This is a genomic window from Gammaproteobacteria bacterium (assembly GCA_021647245.1).
Lineage (GTDB): Bacteria > Pseudomonadota > Gammaproteobacteria > RBG-16-57-12 > RBG-16-57-12 > JAFLJP01.
The window spans coordinates 1-18,853 of the sequence record JAKIVC010000044.1 but is presented as its reverse complement, the minus strand read 5'-3'; the positions used below and the strand labels follow the sequence as shown (position 1 = coordinate 18,853).

Here is an 18,853-nt window from a genome sequence, read left to right as displayed (position 1 = left end):
AGTCGAGAAACCCGAAATTGGGCCGCTGTCAGTGAAGTGTGGTTGAATCCAGAAAATTAGGGTAAAAAAGGGCCTGGAATTAGAGGAAAATCAGCAGAGCGCTGGACAACTACCTTGACAAACATCGCTCGTGAGCTGCTTGCACAAGCGTTAGAGGCTCTTGCAAATAGCCTGAAGGAACTCCAGCAGATGCTGGGTGGCATCCAGCAGAAGCTAAAAGACAATAATGATTTGGGGTGCAAACAACAAGAGCGAGCAAAAGCCATTGATGCACAAAAACGTGAATATTCACGTTGGGATACGCTGCATGAATTGATCGGTTCAGCCGATGGCAAGAAATATCGCAACTTTGCCCAGGGTTTGACCTTTGAAATGATGGTCGGTCATGCAAACCGACAATTGCAGAAAATGACGGATCGCTATCTGTTGATCAGAGATGATAGGCAGCCGCTGGATCTGAATGTGGTGGACAGTTATCAAGCGGGTGAAATCCGCTCAACCAAAAACCTGTCAGGCGGTGAGAGTTTTATTGTCAGCCTCTCCTTGGCGCTCGGCCTATCCCACATGGCGAGTAAAAACGTCCGGATTGATTCACTATTTTTGGATGAAGGGTTTGGCACCCTGGATGAGGACGCGCTGGATACCGCCCTGGAGACTCTTGCAGGATTGCAAGAAGGCGGCAAACTGATCGGTGTAATTTCGCATGTTTCAACCCTAAAAGAGCGAATATGTACCCAGATATGTGTAACTCCTCATACCGGAGGAAGAAGCGTGATCAGTGGGCCTGGCTGTTGTAGATTTCACCAGAAGGTGGTGGCCTGATTCAATTCGTACGGCAAGTTTTATTGTCGGTGATCCTTTGGTAGTATTTTGGCCTAGAAAGACATTTGCTGTTCAGGGCGGACGTGGCGGTAATCGCTTATGTAATGTTTGAGTTCCCTTGAGGTTCTGAGTCACAAAGTTAAACTTTAACCAGCTGGCGAACTTCTGGATTCAATAACACTATTTGTTGACTAACCGCAGAGCGAGTGAGTTCATTACCATCTAGTGAGAGTTGATTAAATAGATAGAATAACAAGGCTTGGCGTATTTTAATTTGGGCCTCACCGTCAATCATTGAATAATCCTCCTCTATAACTACTCTCTGGTCAGCAGTAAGCTCAGGGTGAGTGCCAATCCTTACGATAACAAGCGTATGCCATTCCTCATCGTGTTCACGCCCCTGCCCCGGTGTACCTAGTTCACCAGTCGCGGCAATTCGCCCAAGCACAAAATCACGAAAATCCTTTCTTTTATGACAATACGCCCTGACATGGTACCGGGAGCCATTGCTGACCAAACTATGCGGTGTGATTTTTCGCTCTCCCCCTTTCGGTTGTGTCATTGAACGATAGTGAATTGTGACGGATCGTTTTTGATGAATTGCTTGGGATAAATCCCTAAGTGTCTCAGCAGAGGCAGTACGATGTGGTCTCGGTACAATCTCAAGCGGGTGATTAATGTTTTCTGCCCAGTCAATATAGTTTTCGACTGATGGCGAGATTAGAATTGGGGTGAATGCCGGGGTTGGCTGATAGCGCTTAGAAGAACCATTGAAAATAACGCCATTGGAGGCCAGAGCTAGGTAGTTTTTAATGTCCGTAGATGCTTGTTGCGGAGATATCCCGAATCGATCGATTAAATCGTTGCGGCCAACACTTCCTGTCCAGTACAAGTGTCGTTCTATCTCTTCCAGGCGTCTCTGGACTTCCCATTTTTTGTTAGTTGAAATCGTCATGGCGTTTATTTTGCGTCAAATCCTTGCGTCTATCAACTAGTTTATGTATCGTCTAGTAACTAGATTGATAATGCATGGGGATCATCGATGGATTGGCCTGCTTTGTTGGCATCAACAGCGCGATTGCTTGACCTACATGACTGTGATCGGGCAGCAGGAGCTTCGTTGTATGCCCCGCCAGAAGTACGTCCAGGACCTGCCAATGGACTTTGGCTCGATGTTGCCACACAGATGCTCCAATATCTCTATGAAAAAGACCTAGAAGCTAACGAAGCATGGATCTCTTTGACTGAGATTGTTGATGATCTGGTTTCCCGTCACGATATCGATGAACAAGACGTACTATTCGTCACCAACTATCTTGCTACCTCAACGAGGCTGGTCACGCTCAAGGAGGGTGTTGTTTCTAGCACTCTTGATCGCCTAATCACGAAGAAAGAAACTGCACTGATTGAATGGCCCCGTAATACAAATGCGCGCAACAGGTGTCGACTTACTCCTTCAGGATCGCGTTCGGTTCAGTTATCTCAAGCAGCAGATAAGTGGCTTTATGCAGATGAAGACGCCAGTAAGCTAATCAAGGCGATTGAATATGGCGCATTTCCAGATCTTCCAGCTCTCGCAGAAGGCCTGATTGCCCAAATCAGAGGGTTTTCCAAGGAAATTACTATACTTCTGGAACGCAAGGATCTTGATGAATTACTTGATGAATTCAGACAGCGCAAAGACGAATATTTAGCTGTACTCAAGGGCGTGCAAGGGTCTGTTGAGAAGGCTTATGAAACATTCATGCTTACAGATACGCTTTCACGCTTTGATTCCTGGGTAGATTCAACTGGAAATGAAGATATAACCTCCTACACGATAGTTCAGTCGTTTCGTGACATTCTTCAGGCGATTGAGCGACTAAGTCGAAAATTGCAGGGTTTGCTCTCTGTCCTTGTTTCACAGAAGAGAGAAATTATTGGGTCTGTTCAATTTGATAAAGCAGCGGTAGGACTAGCGTTTTATCCGTGTGCTGAAAATATTGTTGAGCTGTGTATAAGGGCCCTTGGTCCTTGGACAACAATGATTGGTGCACCAGCCCCTAGTGATTTTACCGGAATTTTGAGTCTTCCCTTAGAGGAGGAGTCTGAGACAACTTACGTTTTTGAAGAAGAGATCGCCGATGAGCTACCTTCGCCCTTGCAGCAATTTCTCGATAGCTACGGGGGAGAAATAAGCAGTGCACTTAAAAAAGGTCCCGTGTCACTCACAAAAGCTGTCGAGAACGGATGGTTGATGATTGACGGTATTGATGTCCTTCCTCAGTTGGTAGGCATTTATGCCTACCCTGACTGGATTGAAGAAGAAGGGTCTGAAATTGCTGTATCTCTGCTTCCAGGTGCTCTAAATGTAGAGCTGCCTGATGGGGGGAGGTTGCGCGGCGATGATGTTGTGCTTCACCTGCTACTCACGAACTGTGAAAACAAAGGGATTGACTGATGGAAATGGAAGATATCGATCAATCGAATATAAGCCATCCACGCGTCGGTCGCGCCCTGGGGAAAGTGATGTGGCGGTTATTTTGCGCGGTGCCAGTATCGATCAACTGGATCGTTTCAACCAGTTTCTGTTGCCGCAAGGGTTTAAGTTAATTGAGTTTGATGACAGCACGCGGGGAGTATCAACCGCAGGGCGTGTCTGGATTCTTGCAAGAGGTGTGGAAGCAGATCCGCCAGAATTTTATACAACTGATCGCGTAATTAGTGAAATACGGATTAGGGAAGGCGAGCGCCGGGAAGATGTTGCAATCTGGTTTCTTCACATATGGATGATTTACCTGTCATTAATCTATACCCGTCCCGGCCGGGGAGTGTCAGAAGTATCTGGCTATATTGATGCAACTTTTTCCAGAGAAGCCTTGACGCATGCTGTTGAAGAGCACATTGAAAATATTCGTCAAATGGGGATTAGTGAAGGTGCAGAGTCAAAAGTAGTTACTATCCTTGATGCTGAACAGGGTCAGGATATTCCACGTAGGGTATTGGCATTTCTCACCTTAATGAGTGGCTCCGGCTTGGTGTATGAGGCATCAAAAGATGAGTACCAACAGACGTTATTGGGTGCTTACGAAATCGCTGAAAGTTACAACCATACCTTACGTGTCCCCGTCGAAAATATTTTGAAGAATGTAGTTAATATAGCTGCACCAAGTGTAACTCAGGTAGAAGAGAAGGAGACTGAAATCAATGGCGCTAATTAACCGCGTTGCGATCAGCAATGTACTAAATTTCCATGGTGATAGTGAGCGTGCTGAGTGGTCACCTTACTTTCGATATGAATGTCTCGATTTTCGCGGCCAATCTACTGCAGTAAATTTGACAAATGGCGGTGGGAAAACCACGCTTGCTGAGGCTATCCTGGCCGTGCTTTCGCGTGATCAAACATTGGTAACGAAAACCAAGAAAAAATTTAGCCCAAAGTCATCTAAGATTTTATCTCATATTCAAGTGGAGCTGATTCGCACACGAGGGAATGTTGCGCAGTCAGATTTTTTAACTTCTGGGGGCGGTAACGTAGACGGAGATCTGTGGGTGTTTGGTATGTATGGACATCGGGGTACAGAGTCATTGAGCTACTATTATTATCCCGGTGCTCTTGAATTATGCCGAATAGGTATAGCCGAGGGTGAAAAAAGAACATTGATGTCTAATTCGGATTTTTCTGCAGCGCGCAAACCAATAAAGGGAATAGTAACGGGGCCTCGCAGAAATGAGTGGCATGATGCGCTAGCGATTAAAGCTAACCTTCCTCAGTCAACACTCAAGCAGATGGTGGAGTTCCAAAAAAGGGATGGCGATGATAAAAGTGCGCTATTGCTTGATATCAAGCAGCGCCCTGGAGAGTCCTACGCACAGGCTTTTTTCTATCAGGTATTAGCTCCTGCCATCATGGAAGGGGTTATGGATCGCGAGGGGGAAGAAGGTGAGGTACGTTTAGAGGATACGATTGAGCGAGCTGTCTACGGCACCGTTAAAGCCAAGCGTGACACGGAGGAGCGCCGACAAGAAGTTGAAGAGTTGGAGAAAGGTGTCGAGCAGCTTCAGGATGTCGTTAGGTTCGCTGATAAAGCGGAGGCCGAGCGGGCACAATACGACAAACAGATGCAGACGGTTAGAGCAGATGTCCATATGCTCAGTGAATTAGTTGGAAACGGGCGTCTTCCAGGTGTTCCTAGCACAACTCTACCAGAAGGTTTGTTGGGAGAGCTGATTCCTCACCTTGTGGTTGAACCTGGTAGTACCGAAATTAGGATTCTTGATAGAGGTATTGCAATTATATTGGGAGAAGAAGCTAAGCATGTAAATCAACGCGCAGATCGAAATGACATTTCACCAAGAGAAATAATGCAAGTTATTGATATTGCTTGTGACCTTGAAATACAAAGAGGTGGCCACCGAAGTAAATCCTACACAATCAATGATGCAGTAGCATTGGTCGAATGCGCTAATTCATCTGCCAGTGGGTTGACTAGAGAGACTGCCACTGAATTACTTAAGGATATGGAGTCCTGGTTTGATGATAAAGCTGATACCAATCCCTATCGACAGCAGGTATTTCATGCTCAAGAGGATATCAAGCAACTGAGGAAATCAGAACGTGACTTAAGAAACCAGGCAGAAAGTCTTGAAAATGAGCGTGTTCAGCTGTTAACTCAGCAAAAGCGAATGGAAACCAATCAAGGGCTCTATCAAGGATTGGCGGATTCTGGATTATTTACCGATGAAGAGCTTTTATCACCCCGGAAAACCGGCCAAGAGGTGAAGGCAGCTTATGGTAGATCTCAAGTTGCTATGCAGGATTTTTCTACTCGGGAGGCGAGTTTGAAGGAGCACTTGCCCGCATGGGATGATTTTGTAACCACTTACGGTAAAGAATCGTATCCAAGAGTGTTGCTTGAACAACTAACAGAAAAACGAAGGGGATTGCAAGGTGAGCGTGGGGAATTAAAAGCACTCCTTAAAGAAGAGGGGGGCGCACTCAAAGAGAGTCGAACCAATCAGGCAACATTCGGAAGGAAGCTGGAGCAGGTAAAACAAAAATTTGTGCGTATAAGCGAATACCGTGAAGACCATGAACTATTTAGAAATATGTTTGGTGACATAAATCCTAATGGCAAAGATACAGAGCTTCTTAATGAGCGAAACGCTACAAAAAGTAAATTGAAAGAACTAGAGCATCAATACAATGGGTGCTCAGAAGGTGTTGCCGCACTTCAATCATTTAGGGCCAGGATAGGAGAGGCTATCGATCCGAGCCAATGGCTTGAAAAGATCGGCATACGACGCTCTGAAATTGCTGTGTTGCTAAATCAGTTCCAGCTACAAAGAGAGGATTTTCAACAACAGCGGCAAGCTCTGGATCAAGAGAAAGTGGCCGCTAATTCAGCGACACGTAGCGCCCTGGAGTGTTTGATAAAAAGGGACTTGAACTTCAAACCCTTGCATAAGGTTGTAGAAGAGTTCGCGCTCTCTGAGGAACGTAAATGTCATGTGCTCGGAGCGTTTTCTTCACTATTATTTGCACCTGTGTTTGAAACGGAAAGCGAGGCTCAAACCGCTGCAGAAATACTCGCACTGGAAGATAAACAGGTTCCGGTATTTCTACGATCAAGCTTTGAGTCCTACTGTCGGGACGGTGTGATTGAAGCTGTGTGTGATGGCCGCTTGATGATAGCCATTACAGCTGGCGTAATCACGCGCCCGGTTGAATGTCTCCTCGATCCTTCGCTAGTCGAGCGTGAGAAGTGTGATCTAGATAAAAAAATCAGCACCGTTGATGGTGAGCTAGAGGCGCTGGCTACTGAGCTTAAGTCCATTTCCGATGAAACTGATGACATTCAGCTGGCCAGGCGTGCCACAACAGCGCTTCAGCGTGGTGAATCTGAGATGATGGTTAAACTTTCAAATGAGAGGGATAACCTGATCGATATATTGGATAAGCTAAATGAACATTGCTCAGAGAAAATGCTTAAAACCATACGTAACGCACAGGAGTATATGCGACTAGGGGGCATACAAGAGGATGAGAGGCTGACAAATAAGATCAGAGAAGTATCTGAAGAAATTGATATTTTGATTGAATCCATCGCCGAACAGGAGCTTCGAATAGATGAGTTTCAATCAAAAATATCTAGTCTGGATGACGCTATTGTATCGGCCTTACCAGCTGATCTGGAATTACAGTTGAAACGTGCAGACGAATTTTGTGATAAGGGTGGTCCAGATTTTTTTAAAAATATCGATGAATGCAGAGACAAACTTAGGTCTTTAATGGATGTAGCTCAGCAACGATATGGCTATGACAAACACTTTCCAGGTGCGCAGACCTATCTGGATGCGAAGCAATCAACGGGTGATGGCGAGGAAACTGAATCGCGTCTGAAGTTACTCGCGCGAGAACTCATTGAGGTGAAGGAGAGCCAAAATAAAGCTCACACCGAGCATGAACGTCTCAGCGATTTTCTACCAGAGCTTAAATCTTCGCTTGAGGCGATAGATAAGCTGGTTGTGCTAGCGACTAAAAAATACAGGAAAATTGCCCAGCTTCGTGAAGATATTGTGACTGCGGGTGCTGATCAGTTTGAGGAGCATGCACTCATTTGCGACAGTGATGATCTAGCGTTTCTGGTTAGAGAGGGAGATCTTGATAGCATCAAGACTCAGGCCCAGAAGTTACTCACTAGCTTAGAAGGTATAGATATTGAACGAAAGGCATCTGATCTTCGTCGAGCACAAAAAGATGTTGTTACTGCCGAAAATGCTTTTTTAAATTCTGCGCAGAACGCGACTTCCAATGCAATAGGCCTGAAACCAGTTGAACTTAGTGTGCTAAGCGAACTGAAATCTACCGCTGATACGATCAAGGTCAGAAACCTGCATGAAGGTTTATTAGAATCCCTCTCCCAGATGAAAGATCGGCTACAGGAATGTGAGTCGACTGAGAGGGAATCTAGGCGTAATGTTACTGGTCGGTTGGCCCACCTGATTGAGTTTGCGATGCTTGATCTTCAAATACTCAAGTCGGTTGTTGGGGAAAACCACAGCGCCCAGGCATCTCACTTTAAAGTGGATGCCAAAGTATTATGCCTTGATGATGGGCGTAAACTGATTGAATCGATTGTAGGTGAGATTGATCTCTATGAGAAACAGAGAAGGGAGCGCCTTGCTGCGGGGCAGAATGCGCAAGCTGATGAGTCTTTCCATGAAGATCTCAGGGATAAAATTCAGAATAAGCTTTACAAAAATATTTTCAGCGACCCAAAGATCCAGTATGTGAATAAAACGATTCGAGCCTCAGGTCGTCCAAACGAATTCAACGAGAATTTAAGTGAGGGGCAGAAAGCTGCGCTTTCTTTGATGTGGATGATACGCTTAGCTGAATTTGCGATAGAGCGTGACGCAAAAAGAATGTCCTCTCGTGGAGCGCGGAAGAAGGTTCGGGATCGTGCAGAAAATTTGATTCTTGTAGATGGCCTATTTTCCAACTTGTCTGACAGGCATCTTATTGAGAGCGCGATGGCTGGTATCGAAAGCACTCGTGGACGATTCCAACTAATTGGTTTTATACACAATCCCCACTACCAGAATGATTTTGGTAAATTTCCAGTTCTGATGCTTGGCAAGAGTAGAGGGAATGTGGAGGGAAGCAGGGGCTGGGTTTCTTTTAGCGAAGGGCTACCAGTTAAATCACAAGAAACGAGTTCTATCGGTCTGGCGCATATCCGGCGTGAGCCCTCGCCGCTACAGTAGGAGTCAGTCTTCGTATGAGCATCGACATGTTGCGAACCATTCTGGCTAAACGTGGGAACGGTCGTTCCTATATTCGTGCTGACGAAATAGTCGACTATATGTGTAATCAAACAGGTCTAGAGCGTGACATAGTTCTGGCAGAGCTTTCTACCCTTAAGGCATCAGGTGAAATAGTGTGCGCAGATTGGCATAGAGGTGAACCTCTTGGTCAGCTACACCTAAAACTCAAACAATCCATGCCCCCTTCAGTGCAGCGCTGGCGGAAAGTTCTTGAAGCGGAAGGACTCTCATCTTCCTGTGTGGACGCATTAGACCCAATGGCAAGTTCGCTGGAAGAGTGGAATGTGAGTGACTTGCATAGACTTTGTGTTGGTTTGGTATCGCTTCGTGCTGATATGCCTACTCTTGGGAATGAGTCTCGGTACCGCGTTAGTGCTCGTTATCTCCTAGGGAGTTCTAAGCTTCTTGATGCGTTACCAACAGCTTCTTTGCGTGCTTTTGGTATCGAACCATCTCGACTTTCTGGGCCTCCCGGCTATGTTGTTACAGCGGGCCCCTCAAATCCAAAGTGCGTAGTGCTTGTCGAAAACCCTCAGGCATTTGAAGTGGCCCTTGAGGCAGAGCAAGCGAAAGAAATCGCTTGGGTAGCAACTTTTGGTTATGGTTTATCACACTCTGGTAATGATTTTGGGCGTCAGTTGGCTGCGTTTGTAGAGGATCAGCGGCGCATGGTTTCACTTGTTCGCAAAGGTACTCCTCCGGATATTTGTCAGCTACTTTTGCATCCTACTATTTACTTCTGGGGAGACATGGATCGGGAGGGTTTTAAGATTTATTGGCGATTGAAAGCGAGAATCAAACAGCTCCAGCTGAGTGCCCTCTATACCCCAATGATCGATATGGTCCGACAAGACCAAGCTCATCCTTATGTGCGCCTTGTTTCCAAGGAAGCACAGGAATGCTGGGTGTGTGAAGATCCTTCTGTTGCATTTATGCTAAAGGTTTGCGAGGAGAAAGCTGTTGATCAGGAGGCACTTAGCATAGAAAAAATTCGCCAATACGCTTGCCACTCATTCGAATTATCCTAATGGCACATAATCAAAAAAGTCATCAATTTCCATCTTAAACCACAACCCAGGCTTTAGTCACCAGCTTTAACTGTAATTATATTTTTAATAACCTATTGATTATCATTGAAAACCTACAACTTTCGATTTAACAAAAAACTGAGGTATAAGGTCGACTCCCCTTGGGGACGCCAAATTTCAAACCCTCGATGCGCAAGCACTGGGGGTTTTTTATTCTTCCTCCCCCTCCATATTTTGTACTTGTAAAACAACCCATCTTAAAAAACTCGTTGGTTTTTGTTGTCAGCAAGTATAGATGTTTAATGTGAACAAAACGCCGCTCCCTTGCTACTTCGATTTCTTGCAACATGCCAACTTCACATAGTATTTTCAGATACTTTGAAAAGGTTTCACAGTGGCTGATACATTGGATGGCAACTGAACTCTGCTGATAAAGGCGACCCGCATTTAAATGGCCATAAATTAGGGGTCAAAATAGGGGGGCAGACCCGAATGGCAGTAGGTTCTCAGTAGTTGCAAATACTGCGCTACATAATCGATTATGACCTTCTGTTTTATGTTGGCACAGAGCTAATGGTTGGCAGGTCGAAGCTCAGTAGCGGCAGTCGGCGCGCTTCAAGGGTGAGCATCTCTGGGCCACTGATTGGGCAGCACTCTTTCGGGCGTTTCCCGAGTCAACTGCGTGCCCGATTGATGTCGATCTTAAATTGCAGCTGAATCATTTTCTGATATCCCTTGCTCTTTCCATCTGCGGTCTATTGTTATTTCCCTTGTTCTGAGGAGGGAGATGGGAGCGCCCAATAAGCGTGGTGGTTTGTGTGGAATTCGTTTATGGTGCCAGCCTTTAAGTAGTCTCCTAGTGATAAGCACTTTAACGGCGGCTGCTCTCTTTTGAAGGTACGATAATGAAGTTGCAACACCAATTTATCCTCATTATGGCCGCCGCTATTGTGGTCTCGTTTATACCGGTATTGAACTGGCCTTTTACCTGGATTCAGACTTTTTTCCACGAGATTAGCCATGGCTTGGCGGCGATTGTTACCGGGGGCAGTGTGAGCAGTATTCAAATTCACTTGAGCGGCTCTGGTCTCTGCTATACCTCGGGTGGTATTCGCTTTATTGTTACTGTAGCGGGTTATTTTGGTGCTACGTTGTTTGGCGTGTTGCTGGTTTTATCGGTCTCTGCGACCTCGCCTTATCAGTCGAAGGCTTTGGCGATTATACTGGCCAGTATTACACTGGGTGCGTTGCTGTTTTGGGCTAGAGATATCGTCACCATTCTTATATTGCTCACGATTGCAGCGGTATCGTTACTGCCCATCAAGGGTGACTGGCACCCTAAGGCGGTTCACATTTTGCTGAAATTTATCGGCTGCTATGTGCTGCTAGATGCGATAAAATCGCCGCTTTGGTTAATTGATGGTCGTAATCTGGGCGATGGTGCAACACTCTCTCAGCTTACCTTTATACCTGAATTGGTATGGGTCACACTCTGGGAGTTGTTTGCGCTGGCGGGTGTGTGGTTTGTATGGAAATCACTGCAGCGCCTTGATTCTACATTGGCATCTAAAGGAGAAACGGTGTGAAACACACCTCTTATTATTGGCGGGTTATTTTCGCCATACTCATTTTGTTGCTGTTAAGCGGCTGTGAAGATCCCAATCGTGCCGCTGCCATTGAGCGTATAGCTCAGGCAGAGCAGCGCTTGGATACATTGCGTGGCGCGCTTGAAAATGGTGGGGTGCGTAATGCCGCACTGATTGAGCGCTATGCCCGCAGTATCAAAGGCGAGCAGCCTGGCATGTCGGCGATTGCTGATCTGATGAGAAAGGACAGCTCTACGGAAGGCGCACTGTTTAAGCACCTGCAAACGCGCCTGAATGAAGTTAAAAGAATGCAGCAGGTGCACAGTGAGCCAAAAGCGCTGCTGATGGAGTCGGAGTCGCTATTGAGGGCGATGGCCATACCGGCCTATAACAGCGCACTCACTGATACCGTCAACGCGCTGGCTGATATGTCGGGAGGTACTCTGCCCCGGATCAATGCCATGAGTAAAGATGAAGAGGCGCTGATTAATGATGCCAGTGACTATGGCACAGGCAGTCAGTTGGTGGGTAATCCCGCTTATGGTCAGTGGAGCCAGAGCAGTGGTGGCACCTCTTTCTGGGAGTGGTACGGTATGTATAGCCTCTTTTCCAACCTTGCCGGTGGTGGGCGTTCAATTCTCTATAACGATTGGGATCGCCATCGCCCCTATAGCCATTATCAGGATCGCGGTGTTCATCAATACGGCTCACAAAAAGGCCGCGAACGCGCCTCAAGTTATCAAAAATCAAATACCAAAAGTTATCAGTCGTCAGCCCGCAAAGGCTCCACTTATGCCAAGGGTAGTGGGGTTAAGGCCCGTAATACCTCGGGCTATGTTGCCTCCAAATCAATGGGGCAGTATGGCGGCTCAAGCAAAAGCAGTGCCTACGGCTCTTCGGGTTCCAAGGGTAGTTCTTATGGTTCAGGCTCAAAAAGTAGTTCATACGGTGGAAGCTTCCGTGGCAGCAGCAGCTCCAGAAGTTTTGGCGGCGGTGGCAAGTGAGTACCTGCAACATGAATTTATGGAGAGATAAATTATGAATCTATCTGAATTAATCGCCTTTGATCAATATCAGACGCTGATTTTGCTCATCGACTTTATTATTGTCACTTTGATACTGACACTGGTGGGCATTAAAATGGGCATTATTGCCAATGTCAGCTCAATTAAAGAGTTATCTGAAAAAGATAACTTCGCCTTCGGCATCTCATTTGCCGGTGCGCTGCTGGGGTTGGGTATTATGATGACTGGCGTTGTGTCTGGCGATGCATCACCTTCGCTACTGTACGAGCTGGGTATTGTGAGCGCCTATGGCGTTGTGGGTATTCTGCTGATGGCCTCTACGCGCTTCTTTTTTGACAAAATAACCCTGCGTAATATCTCGGTGCAGCAGCAGATTATCGGTGGCAATCTGGCAGTGGGTATTATTGATGCAGGCAACATGATCGCCACGGCGATTATTATCCGCGCAGTAATGGTCTGGGTCGATACCGAAGCGCTTTATGGCTTGGCAATTGTGTTGGCCGGCTTTGTAATTTCACAGCTATTGCTGGTACTGGTGACCCGCTACCGTCATGCGGTTTATGCTAAACGCCATAACGGCAAGTGCCTGCAAGCGGCATTGGCCGAAGGTAACAAGGCGCTGGGTATTCGTTACCTGGGGCATAAAATTGGCGCAGCCCTGACGGTGACAGCCGCTTCCGGCACCATCGCCTTCAGTGATAGCTCGCCCTTTGTGGCGATATTGATGTGGGGAGCCGCGTCAGTGGTTTTTATTGTTGTGCTCTCGGTATTGGCGATTCTCTCCCGGCACGTTATTCTGCGCGGTATCAACGTGGTTGAAGAGGTCGATAAGCAGGGCAATGTGGGTATTGGGTTGATAGAGGCGGCAATCTATATCATTTATGGCCTGTTACTCGCAGCATTAATAGCGCCATCGGCCTAACGACCCTGTGGCGGAGCCAACCGATTCCCCTAAAGGCTGGAACATTGTCAACCGCTGGCGTAACAACCGCCGCCTGCTGATGCACGATGTGGTGCTGATTGGCATCATGGCCGTGTTGGCGGGCTGTGGCATGATCTACGAGTTTCTGCTCTCCCACTATGCGGCACGGGTGCTGGGAGCGACTGAGGTGGCCATCTTTGGTATTTTCACCGTGATGATCGCCTCCATGGGGATAGGGGCGTTTGCCGCAGCCCGTTTCAAGTGCCCCTTTAGCAGCTTTGCCTGGCTGGAGTTACTGATCGGTTTGATCGGTGTCAGCTCGATCCTCTTCATCGCCGGTTTAATCGCCTTTAGCTACGTGCTCCCCTCCATTATTGCCGAAACTTACGGCTTGCAAGGCATCAACCTCTCGGGTGGGGCAATCAACACCTTGCAGTGGTTGGCCAAAAATATGCCGTACCTGGTCGCCTTTGTGCTGGGTGTGTTGATCGGTGCAGAAATTCCGCTTATTGCCAAGGTTCGAGAGTCGGTTTACGGCATGCATCTGGAAAACAATACCGGAACCATTTATGGTGCAGACTATATCGGTGCCGGCATCGGTGCGCTGATCTTTGTATTGTTTCTGCTCACTATGGAGAGCAGTACGGCCGCGGTTATTGCCGCCAGTGCCAACCTGCTGGCCGGGCTGTTGTTCTACTTCTGTTACCGCAAACATATTCGTTTTAGTACGCTACTGCTGGTTGGCCACCTGGTGGTCGCCTCCATCGTGGCGACCATCGCCATCAAAGGCCCCAGCTGGGAGCTGGCGCTGGAAGATATGCTCTATAAAGACCAGGTGATAGCCCGCATGACCACCCCTTACCAAAAAGTGGTCATTACCAAGCGCATTATTGACCCGGCCAAAGCACCGGTCTGGTACCTCTACATCAATGGTCGTACCCAGTTCTCCAGTCTGGATGAACAGATCTACCACGCAATGCTCACTTACCCAGCCATGCTCGCTTCAAACCGCCGTGAACATATTCTGATTGTAGGTGGGGGTGATGGGCTGGCTCTGCGTGATGTGCTGCGCTGGAACCCTGAGTCGGTTGTTCTGCTAGAGCTTGATCCACAAATTATTCGGTTTTTCAGTGAGCCAGTGATGCAAGAAGGGGAGATCGTCAACCACCCACTCTTAGAGCTAAACGAATATGCACTGCAAGATAGCCGCGTGAATATCCACCTGGGCGATGCCTACAGCAGTGTGGACGAGCTGCTGGCTCAGGGGCGCATGTTTGACACCATCATTGTTGATCTACCCGACCCCAGTCACCCAGACCTAAACAAACTCTACTCATCGCGTTTTTATGCCAAGCTTCACGCCTTGCTCTCTGGTGATGGTGCCATCGCCATTCAATCCACCTCTCCCTATCACGCCAAAGAGGCGTTCATCTCGATCAAAAAGACCGTAAAACATGCCGGCTTTAAACGGGTAGAGCAGTACCACGCCAACGTTCCTTCATTTGGTGAGTGGGGTTGGACCATCGCCACCAAGGCGGGTAAATCGGCCAAACAGCGTATCGAAAACTATGCCTCACTACCGGTAAATGATGGCTGGATGACCCAAGAGTTGATGCTCGGAGCATTTGCCTTTAATCAGGGTTTCTACGATATTGAACCTGATATCAAAGTAAACAGAATCAACAGTAACCAGATTATTGAATACCACCGCAAAGGGTGGGCGCAATATAATGATGATCAATAGCCCTGACATATTATGTCTTGACATATTATGTCAGAGCGATTAACTTAAGCCTCGTTAACCCAGAAGGAAACAACCCATGAATGAAAATCTAAAGGAACTGATGACTCAAGTGACCACACTCGATGATGAGAAACGTGGTGGTTTGGGTCTAATCTTTGAGATTATTGATGAGCAGGTCGCCAAGGTCACGGTAGAAGACCGTGATGAGCTACCGATCTTCATCACCATGGCTGATGACCAGCTACTCTGCATCTGTAGCCTGTTTGATGAATCACAGGTGGCAGCAGAGACCCGCATGGCGATGTTTGAGAGCATGCTGAACCTGAATATCCCGATGCCCCTCTCATCGTTTGCAAAAATGGATGATAAATATGCCGTATTTGGTGCCATGTCACTAAACTCCAGTGCCGAAGATGTGGCGCTGGAAATTACGACCTTAAGCGATAACTCTCTTGATGCGATTGAAGCATTGAGTGACTACCTGAATTAACTGTTAGAAGGATCATAATCATGTCGAGTATTTTTGGAAAGTTGTTAACCGCTCTGCGCGGCGGTGCACGTGAAGCGGGTGAAGCGGTAATGGATGCCAACGCAACCCGCATCTACACCCAGGAGATTGAAGATGCCAAGAAAAATCTAGGCAAAGCCAAGCGTGACCTGACCAACATCATGGCCAGTCAGACCAAAGGGACGCGTGATATTAAGCAACTTCAGGACGACATTAAAAAATATGAAGCAGCGGCACTGTCAGCCGTAGAAAAAAATGAAGAAGAGCTAGCACTCAGTTGTGCAGAAAAAGTGGGCGAGCTGCAAACAGAGTTGGTCACCCAAGAACAAGTGTTGGCTCAGACGGCGGCACAGGTAGGCAAACTAAAAGCGCTGATCAAACAGAGCGAAACCACCATCCGTGAGCATGAGCGTGAGCTTAAAATGGTCAAAACCACCGAGAGCGTGCAGAAAGCGACTCAATCTATCACCAACACGCAACACGCAGGTGCTAACAAGTTATTGGATGCCAAATCTTCACTGGATCGAATCAAGGCGCGTCAACAGCACACCTTTGATCAGATGGATGCCGCCGAATCGTTGGAAAATGAAATGGGCTCAGGCTCTTTGGATGACAAGCTGGCCCAAGCCGGAATTGGTGGCAATAAAAACAGCGCCAGTGATATTCTTGCCAAACTAAAGCAAGGTGCTAAATAAGGGCTAACGGGGAGCAGCAACGATGGCGGGTTTTTTTAAATCACTATTTGGCAATAAAAAAGAGACGGATAAAGTGCGCCATCTCACCCACCCCCGGGAGCTTGCTGCGGGCGATATCGTGAAGTTTAAACTCTTCACCCCCGTGCCGCTAGCAGGCAACAGCTTTACCGTGGATGAGGTCAACACCTATGACTTTAAATCGGGTAATGAGACCGAATTTGTGCTCAGAGGGAGTGATAAACAAACCCTGTTTATGACGGTCGATGAGTCCGATGATGAAGTTGAATTGCGCCTTTCGGTCAAAATACCGCGAACCGTAGTAGAACAACTGTTTGAGCTGGATCAGTTCTCAAAAGTTTTTGATGCCGAAGAACCGGTGCGCCTTGAACGTATCGGCAACCCAGATAACTTTGACCCGCAGTGGTCATGGCTAAGCCACTGGAGTGCCGAAGCTTACACGCAAAATGCAAAATCAGTGCGCGGCTATTTTCACAAAGGGGACTACCGTCAACAGCCACTTTCACACTCTACCGATGGTGCGGATGAGTTGGACTACTACTCACTGATCAGTGACGATGAGAAATATTACATCGAGATCGAGGTGTATGACGGTGATACGGATGTGATGGTGACCAGGCTATTTGAAGCGAACGATATCGAAGAGCTGTGGCCAAGCACATGAGCAAAAAACCGTCCCGTTGGGACAACTCAAACCGTGCCATTGAGGCACTAAAAAAAGCCACCACCCAAAAAAAATCGACCCAGGTTATTTTTGAACTGGGCGATGCCGATGACCACTTTCGCATGGCAGCGTGCCAAAACGGCCTAAGCCCCTCAGACCAACTGCGCACAATTTTTGGCCTAGAACTGGCGAAGAAAAAGCGCCCCAGACTCTCACTTTCACTCTCAGACCAAGACTGGAACGCACTGGCCAGTCGCTACGGGTTAAAAGTAGTGAATAAAATTGCCATTCGCAAACGAATGGAACAAGCGTTAATAGAGCATGTTAGCCACCTAGAGTAGATGCTTTTCAGGAAAAAATACTCGGCTTAATATACTGGCTGGCTATCATTGTCAGTTGAGTCTCGCCTTACCCCATATCTATATTTGAGACTTAACCTCAGGGCACGGCTTATCGCTGAAAGAGACCCCACTCAACGGGCTAACAACGGCATTACCTCCTCGGTTTAATACATGCGTGTAAATCTGCGTGGTTCTAAAGTGAGGAAGAGGAAGGGGTCTACCATTGAAATTAGTAGATGGTAAGCAGGCATAACAAGAGCTAGACTTAAACCTTGGCAAGGGTAGTGGTTTTCCATTAAACAATAGGCATGTATTTCGACTCAGAACATGTCGTGAATTTCTCGTAAGAGCTCGAGAAACAATTTGCGATGTTCATCATGTTGAAATATGTCGTGGTAAGCCACACCTCGACTCATAACATGATAATACGCATTTTTATATTCTTAAAGGTCTAGCCATATGGAAAACAATAGGCGACTAAATACATTATGTACAGACTTGACCCCTTATACACACAATCTAACCTTATTCGTTAGCATTTTTTACACGCACCTCAATTTACGATTAAGTCTTTCTTTTGGCGCTTTATTCTTGCTTGATGTGAACGCCCAAGATTTCTATCTTTTTTGACTATCCTGAGATTAGCCTTCTCTTTGTGATACTTTTTGAACGCATCTGATATATCAGCATTTTTAAACTCATAAACACTATCAATAGCTTCAATATATTCAATAGCTGACAAATCAATATTATTAACTTCAATAAATCTATCTACAATAACGGAAAATGTATTTGGCTGCCTATGATCAACGTTTAATTCTTCCCATAAACATAACTCTCCTGTTTCTTGACACTTTACTCTACCTTTTTTTGATCTTCCTTTGAAATAAGAAAGTTTTACCTCCCTTAAATCACTGCCTATTAATTCCCTGCACGCTTTGCTGAATTTTGCCGTTGAGGATGAGGCTCCATTGATACATTTTGTGTATGAAAATACAACAGTTGATGAGTCAACCCTGATTATATGAAAGCACTTTGTTTTGTACCTCACCGCATCGACTTTTATATCTTTTATGCCTAGGCCAATTTTTTCTTCCAATTTTTCATGTTGTTCCAATAAACTCGTAACATCTTCAAGGTCATCACCCCTTAATACTTCCCCGTAATCATATGAGTTTAATGTGTTTTTAAAATGCAAAAGAGCATCTTTTTTATAATTGAACCGATGCTTACCTATACAGATTATTTTCTTCATAACTCAAGGCTACTATTTTTTTGGATGCTAACGAGGCTGTAGAAAAACCCATTCAGAATTCCTACCTACCTGCCCAAGGTCTCTTTTTTTGATTATCCTAACCATCACTCAATTTCACATCACTTTCAAGGATAATTATCTTGTAGTCCGACATTTACCTGTCAATAGCGGTATTTACGGCTATCCCCCTGTGTCAGGATAATTGGACTCCTCTTCCTCATACCAATAAGCTGAATAAACCGTTTAGCGGGCAATGAAAGGAGATTATCTTGAACAATACTATTGTTGGCATAGATCTAGCGAAAGATGGTAAGCGCCAAATCAACCCCACCCTACCAACCTGAGCCATTTCCCTCCACCCTGTGATACTCAATCACCACGGAGCATAGAAATGAATGAAGCAGAAGCAGGCACGACAGCACTGACAGAGCGCCAG

At 46.5% G+C, this 18,853-nt stretch carries 14 protein-coding genes and 1 pseudogene; 13 read left to right on the top strand and 2 right to left on the bottom strand.

All coding sequences use genetic code 11. The features are described 5' to 3' along the window. Positions 1–117: 117 nt before the first annotated feature. Positions 118–822, top strand: a pseudogene (locus tag L3J94_11285) (chromosome segregation protein SMC). Positions 823–961: 139 nt separating this feature from the next. Here the strand turns inward: L3J94_11285 and L3J94_11280 are convergent. Then, positions 962–1,777, bottom strand: a complete 816-nt coding sequence (locus L3J94_11280) for a WYL domain-containing protein (protein ID MCF6219311.1) — start codon at positions 1,775–1,777, stop codon at positions 962–964. Between the two features lie 87 nt (positions 1,778–1,864). Here L3J94_11280 and L3J94_11275 point away from each other — a divergent pair, with 87 nt between their 5' ends. The 12 genes from L3J94_11275 to L3J94_11220 all read left to right on the top strand — a co-directional run bounded on the left by L3J94_11275 (position 1,865) and on the right by L3J94_11220 (position 17,162). Then, on the top strand, positions 1,865–3,262 hold the full coding sequence (locus L3J94_11275; protein ID MCF6219310.1) for a hypothetical protein: 1,398 nt from the start codon (positions 1,865–1,867) through the stop codon (positions 3,260–3,262). Positions 3,263–3,332: 70 nt separating this feature from the next. Beyond that, positions 3,333–4,022, top strand: coding sequence for a hypothetical protein (locus L3J94_11270; protein MCF6219309.1), 690 nt, complete (start codon positions 3,333–3,335; stop codon positions 4,020–4,022). Beyond that, positions 4,009–8,571, top strand: a complete 4,563-nt coding sequence (locus L3J94_11265; protein MCF6219308.1) for a hypothetical protein — start codon at positions 4,009–4,011, stop codon at positions 8,569–8,571. Before L3J94_11270 ends, L3J94_11265 begins: the two co-directional genes overlap by 14 nt. A 14-nt stretch (positions 8,572–8,585) precedes the next feature. Next, positions 8,586–9,659, top strand: coding sequence for a DUF2220 family protein (locus tag L3J94_11260; GenBank protein MCF6219307.1), 1,074 nt, complete (start codon positions 8,586–8,588; stop codon positions 9,657–9,659). Positions 9,660–10,564: 905 nt separating this feature from the next. Further along, a complete protein-coding gene (locus tag L3J94_11255) occupies positions 10,565–11,245 on the top strand; it encodes a M50 family metallopeptidase (GenBank protein MCF6219306.1) in 681 nt (226 codons plus the stop codon). Continuing rightward, on the top strand, positions 11,242–12,249 hold the full coding sequence (locus L3J94_11250) for a hypothetical protein (GenBank protein ID MCF6219305.1): 1,008 nt from the start codon (positions 11,242–11,244) through the stop codon (positions 12,247–12,249). The genes L3J94_11255 and L3J94_11250 overlap by 4 nt, the downstream gene beginning before the upstream one ends. Positions 12,250–12,283: 34 nt before the next feature. After that, positions 12,284–13,192 carry a DUF350 domain-containing protein gene (locus L3J94_11245; GenBank protein MCF6219304.1) on the top strand — a complete coding sequence of 303 codons (909 nt, stop codon included), beginning with the start codon at positions 12,284–12,286 and terminating at the stop codon, positions 13,190–13,192. A gap of 79 nt (positions 13,193–13,271) precedes the next feature. After that, entirely contained in the window at positions 13,272–14,936 is a 1,665-nt protein-coding gene (locus L3J94_11240; GenBank protein MCF6219303.1) for a polyamine aminopropyltransferase, read from the top strand. 76 nt (positions 14,937–15,012) lie between these two features. Beyond that, positions 15,013–15,426, top strand: coding sequence for a YjfI family protein (locus tag L3J94_11235; protein ID MCF6219302.1), 414 nt, complete (start codon positions 15,013–15,015; stop codon positions 15,424–15,426). Positions 15,427–15,446: 20 nt separating this feature from the next. Then, the gene (locus L3J94_11230) at positions 15,447–16,139 is read left to right on the top strand and encodes a PspA/IM30 family protein (GenBank protein ID MCF6219301.1); all 693 of its coding nucleotides are present in this window, start codon (positions 15,447–15,449) and stop codon (positions 16,137–16,139) included. A 22-nt stretch (positions 16,140–16,161) separates the two neighbouring features. Continuing rightward, a complete protein-coding gene (locus L3J94_11225) occupies positions 16,162–16,821 on the top strand; it encodes a hypothetical protein (protein MCF6219300.1) in 660 nt (219 codons plus the stop codon). Beyond that, the gene (locus L3J94_11220; GenBank protein ID MCF6219299.1) at positions 16,818–17,162 is read left to right on the top strand and encodes a hypothetical protein; all 345 of its coding nucleotides are present in this window, start codon (positions 16,818–16,820) and stop codon (positions 17,160–17,162) included. Before L3J94_11225 ends, L3J94_11220 begins: the two co-directional genes overlap by 4 nt. 553 nt (positions 17,163–17,715) lie before the next feature. On the opposite strand, the gene L3J94_11215 is transcribed toward L3J94_11220, so the two are convergent. Next, positions 17,716–18,417, bottom strand: coding sequence for a DCL family protein (locus L3J94_11215; protein ID MCF6219298.1), 702 nt, complete (start codon positions 18,415–18,417; stop codon positions 17,716–17,718). Between the last annotated feature and the right edge of the window lie 436 nt (positions 18,418–18,853).

What these genes read in the sequence shown, in the direction of transcription:
- L3J94_11280 (MCF6219311.1), bottom strand. Translation starts at nt 1,777, where the DNA reads ATGACGATTTCAACTAACAAAAAATGGGAAGTCCAGAGACGCCTGGAA.
- L3J94_11275 (MCF6219310.1), top strand. Translation starts at nt 1,865, where the DNA reads ATGGATTGGCCTGCTTTGTTGGCATCAACAGCGCGATTGCTTGACCTA.
- L3J94_11265 (MCF6219308.1), top strand. Translation starts at nt 4,009, where the DNA reads ATGGCGCTAATTAACCGCGTTGCGATCAGCAATGTACTAAATTTCCAT.
- L3J94_11260 (MCF6219307.1), top strand. Translation starts at nt 8,586, where the DNA reads ATGAGCATCGACATGTTGCGAACCATTCTGGCTAAACGTGGGAACGGT.
- L3J94_11255 (MCF6219306.1), top strand. Translation starts at nt 10,565, where the DNA reads ATGAAGTTGCAACACCAATTTATCCTCATTATGGCCGCCGCTATTGTG.
- L3J94_11245 (MCF6219304.1), top strand. Translation starts at nt 12,284, where the DNA reads ATGAATCTATCTGAATTAATCGCCTTTGATCAATATCAGACGCTGATT.
- L3J94_11240 (MCF6219303.1), top strand. Translation starts at nt 13,272, where the DNA reads ATGCACGATGTGGTGCTGATTGGCATCATGGCCGTGTTGGCGGGCTGT.
- L3J94_11235 (MCF6219302.1), top strand. Translation starts at nt 15,013, where the DNA reads ATGAATGAAAATCTAAAGGAACTGATGACTCAAGTGACCACACTCGAT.
- L3J94_11230 (MCF6219301.1), top strand. Translation starts at nt 15,447, where the DNA reads ATGTCGAGTATTTTTGGAAAGTTGTTAACCGCTCTGCGCGGCGGTGCA.
- L3J94_11225 (MCF6219300.1), top strand. Translation starts at nt 16,162, where the DNA reads ATGGCGGGTTTTTTTAAATCACTATTTGGCAATAAAAAAGAGACGGAT.
- L3J94_11220 (MCF6219299.1), top strand. Translation starts at nt 16,818, where the DNA reads ATGAGCAAAAAACCGTCCCGTTGGGACAACTCAAACCGTGCCATTGAG.
- L3J94_11215 (MCF6219298.1), bottom strand. Translation starts at nt 18,417, where the DNA reads ATGAAGAAAATAATCTGTATAGGTAAGCATCGGTTCAATTATAAAAAA.